This window comes from Mixta sp., from assembly GCF_024610815.1.
Taxonomy (GTDB): Bacteria; Pseudomonadota; Gammaproteobacteria; order Enterobacterales; family Enterobacteriaceae; genus Mixta; species Mixta calida.
Window position 1 is genome coordinate 1 of record NZ_JANION010000141.1, and the last position, 4,111, is coordinate 4,111.

3 protein-coding genes are annotated in these 4,111 nt (G+C 55.0%); all 3 read left to right on the plus strand.

Annotation, left to right across the window (positions count from 1 at the left end; translation table 11 throughout):
- Positions 1–471 precede the first annotated feature (471 nt).
- The 3 genes from ilvI to cra all read left to right on the plus strand — a co-directional run bounded on the left by ilvI (position 472) and on the right by cra (position 3,895).
- Positions 472–2,196, plus strand: a complete 1,725-nt coding sequence (gene ilvI / locus MYY08_RS10305; RefSeq protein WP_038628284.1) for an acetolactate synthase 3 large subunit — start codon at positions 472–474, stop codon at positions 2,194–2,196.
- Between the two features lie 2 nt (positions 2,197–2,198).
- Positions 2,199–2,690 carry an acetolactate synthase small subunit gene (gene ilvN, locus MYY08_RS10310; RefSeq protein ID WP_038628281.1) on the plus strand — a complete coding sequence of 164 codons (492 nt, stop codon included), beginning with the start codon at positions 2,199–2,201 and terminating at the stop codon, positions 2,688–2,690.
- A gap of 194 nt (positions 2,691–2,884) precedes the next feature.
- Positions 2,885–3,895 (plus strand): catabolite repressor/activator, encoded by a 1,011-nt coding sequence (gene cra, locus MYY08_RS10315; protein WP_038628278.1) that lies wholly within the window; start codon positions 2,885–2,887, stop codon positions 3,893–3,895.
- Positions 3,896–4,111: the final 216 nt, after the last annotated feature.

The window sequence follows — 4,111 nt, forward strand, 5'->3', positions numbered from 1 at the left end:
ATTAAGGCGGGATAAAATAGTAAACCGGTTCCCTGTGGCAGCATATTTTACCTTAATGCTTCTTCGTCTTTCTTTATCATCGCCGCGCGCGAGAAAAAAAAGCGCCAATGATAAGTTTTTGCTATGAATGTTTAGCTATGCAGAATAATCGGCTGTTGATTGCGCCTGGTCTCAGCTTTTTTTCTGTTATTTCTTTCGCTTATTAGCGTAAGAAAAGAAAGCGGCGAAAACGCAGCGGTAAGTTTGGGGTTTACCCAACAAGATTTCTGCGGTTATGGTAATTGCCAAAGCCAGCGTAAATAAATCTGCAAGGGCTTCATTCCCCCTGTACCTTGACTCTGAAAGCGCCTTTCAGGGTTTGAGCATTAACACTGTGTTTATCTCTGCGTAGATCCCTTTAGCCTTGCCCATTGCGCGGCGATAGCGGGTAAGCGCCAGAACAGAGAGCGAACTGAAAGCCGGGAGGCAAAAATGGAGATGTTGTCAGGAGCTGAAATGGTGGTCCGATCGTTAATCGATCAGGGCGTAAAGCATGTTTTTGGTTATCCGGGCGGTGCGGTGCTGGATATTTATGATGCCCTGCAAACCGTTGGCGGCGTTGATCATGTGCTGGTGCGTCATGAGCAGGGGGCGGTGCATATGGCCGATGGCTATGCGCGCGCCACCGGCGAGGTCGGCGTGGTGCTGGTCACTTCCGGGCCGGGCGCCACTAACGCCATTACCGGTATCGCCACCGCCTATATGGATTCGGTGCCGATGGTGGTGCTGTCTGGTCAGGTGCCGTCTTCGCTTATCGGCTACGATGCGTTTCAGGAGTGCGATATGGTCGGCATTTCGCGCCCGGTGGTCAAACACAGCTTCCTGGTAAAACATACGGAAGAGATCCCGACCATCCTGAAAAAAGCGTTTTGGCTGGCCGCCAGCGGCCGTCCCGGCCCGGTGGTGATCGATCTGCCGAAAGATATCCTCAACCCGGCGAATAAGCTGCCTTACGTCTGGCCGGAGAGCGTCAGCATGCGCTCCTATAACCCGACGACGCAGGGCCATAAAGGACAGGTAAAGCGCGCCGTTCAGGCGCTGCTGGCGGCGAAAAAGCCGGTTATGTATGTTGGCGGCGGCGCAATTATCTCCGAATGCGACGGCGAGCTGCTTACCCTGGCGGAAAAATTACATCTGCCGGTCACCAACTCGCTGATGGGGCTGGGCGCGTTTCCCGGCACGCATCGACAGAATCTCGGCATGCTTGGCATGCATGGCACTTACGAAGCAAACATGACTATGCATAACGCCGACGTCATCTTCGCCGTCGGCGTGCGTTTCGACGACCGTACCACCAATAATCTGGCGAAATATTGTCCGAACGCCACCGTACTGCATATTGATGTCGATCCCGCATCGATTTCAAAAACCGTGGCGGCAGATATTCCGGTGGTGGGCGATGCGCGCCAGGTGTTGCAGCAGATGCTGGAGTTACTGCCGGAAGGCGATACGCAGCAGGATTTCGACAGCCTGCGCGACTGGTGGCAGAGCATCGAGGGCTGGCGCGCGCGCAAATGCCTGGAATTCGACCGCAGCAGCGAAAAAATTAAGCCGCAGGCGGCGATTGAAACGCTGTGGCGCCTGACGAAAGGGAACGCCTACGTCACCTCGGACGTCGGACAGCATCAGATGTTCGCGGCGCTCTACTATCCATTCGATAAGCCGCGCCGCTGGATTAACTCCGGCGGGCTCGGCACCATGGGCTTTGGCCTGCCGGCGGCCATCGGCGTGAAGCTGGCGCTGCCGCAGGAAACCGTGGTATGCGTTACCGGCGACGGCAGTATTCAGATGAATATTCAGGAGCTCTCCACCGCGCTGCAATACAATCTGCCGATTCTGGTGCTTAACCTGAACAACCGCTATCTGGGCATGGTGAAGCAGTGGCAGGACATGATCTATTCAGGCCGCCATTCGCACTCCTATATGGAGTCGCTGCCTGATTTTGTTCGCCTGGCGGAGGCTTACGGTCACGTCGGCATTTCAATTTCCCATCCGGCGGAGCTGGAGGAGAAGCTGGCGCTGGCGCTGGAAACGGTAGCGAACGATCGGCTGGTGTTCGTTGATGTTAACGTGGACGGCAGCGAACACGTTTACCCGATGCAGATCCGCGGGGGCAGTATGGATGAAATGTGGTTAAGCAAAACGGAGAGGACATAATTATGCGTCGTATTTTATCGGTTCTGCTGGAGAATGAATCCGGCGCATTATCCCGCGTGGTCGGCCTGTTTTCCCAGCGCGGCTATAACATCGAAAGCCTGACGGTGGCGCCGACCGACGATCCGACGCTGTCGCGTATGACCATTCAGACCGTGGGCGATGAAAAGGCGCTGGAGCAGATCGAAAAACAGTTGCACAAGCTGGTGGATGTTCTGCGCGTCAGCGAACTGGGGCAGGGCGCGCATATCGAGCGCGAAATTATGCTGGTGAAGATTCAGGCCAGCGGCTACGCCCGCGAAGAGGTGAAGCGCAGCGCCGAAATTTTTCGCGGCCAGATCGTCGACGTGACGCCGACGCTTTATACGGTTCAGCTGGCTGGCACCAGCGAGAAGCTCGATGCGTTTCTCAATACGCTGCGCGAGGTAGCGGAAATTGTCGAAATCGCGCGCTCCGGCGTGGTCGGCGTTTCGCGCGGCGACCGGATTATGCGTTAATTAGCTAAAGTGATAATCCATTCTGTTGCTAACCCGGCGTTCTGCCGGGTTTTTTTATTTTCTGACGCGCCTCATTTTTGCCATTAAAAGCGGTTGCCCGCTGGCCTTTTCTGCGGTTAGATGTAAAAAAAAGCTTATCCTTAGCCATGCTGCGGCTATTTTTCGCCTCATGGCGTTAACGATGTGGAGTGATTGTGAAACTGGATGAAATAGCGCGTCTTGCCGGTGTGTCGCGCACCACCGCCAGCTATGTCATCAACGGCAAGGCGAAGCAATATCGTGTCAGCGATAAAACCGTTGAGAAAGTCATGGCTGTGGTGCGCGAGCATAACTATCATCCGAATGCGGTGGCCGCCGGCCTCAGAGCGGGCAGAACCCGCTCTATCGGTCTGGTGATCCCCGACCTGGAAAATACCAGTTATACGCGTATCGCCAACTATCTGGAACGTCAGGCGCGCCAGCGCGGCTACCAGCTGCTGATCGCCTGTTCGGAAGACCAGCCGGACAATGAAATGCGCTGTATTGAGCATCTGCTGCAGCGTCAGGTGGATGCGATTATCGTTTCAACCTCGCTGCCGCCGGAACATCCTTTTTATCAACGTTGGGCGAATCACTCCCTGCCGATTATCGCGCTCGACCGCGCGCTGGATCGTGAGCATTTCACCAGCGTGGTGGGCGCCGATCAGGAAGATGCGCAGGCGTTGGCAGCTGAATTGCGTCAGCTGCCGGTTAAAAATGTGCTTTTCATGGGCGCGCTGCCGGAGCTGTCGGTCAGTTTCCTGCGCGAGATGGGATTTCGCGAAGCCTGGCACGGCGATGAAAGGCCGATCGATTTTATCTACGCCAACAGTTTCGAGCGCGTCGCAGCGGCCGCGCTGTTTGAAAAGTATCTGGATGAGCATCCAATGCCCGATGCGCTCTTCACCACCTCTTTTGGTCTGTTGCAGGGCGTCATGGATGTGACGCTACAGCGTGAAGGGCGGCTGCCGACTGAGCTGGCCATCGCCACGTTCGGCGATCATGAACTGCTCGATTTTCTTGAATGCCCGGTTCTGGCGGTGGCGCAGCGTCACCGCGACGTCGCAGAACGCGTGCTGGAACTGGTGCTGGCCAGCCTGGATGAACCGCGCAGGCCGAAACCTGGCTTAACGCGTATCCGCCGTAATCTGGTTCGGCGCGGTAAATTAAGTCGTAAAGAGCGGTAAAGCGGTAACAGGAATAGATAAAAGGCAGCGCAAGCTGCTTTTTTACATTTGTAAATATTTTCGCTTTTAAAATAGCCAATAATAACGGCGGCTATTATTCCGGCGGGTGGGAAACTCTATTAAGTAAATTAAAGTAAATCGGCGGAAATGTTTTTAACGGTTCTCCGATGTTTCTATTATGCCATTGATAATGATGACTGACGCCGCGCGGCGCCT

Bases quoted from the DNA above. Each gene is read 5' to 3' on its own strand.
- ilvI (WP_038628284.1), top strand. From the start codon at position 472: ATGGAGATGTTGTCAGGAGCTGAAATGGTGGTCCGATCGTTAATCGAT.
- ilvN (WP_038628281.1), top strand. From the start codon at position 2,199: ATGCGTCGTATTTTATCGGTTCTGCTGGAGAATGAATCCGGCGCATTA.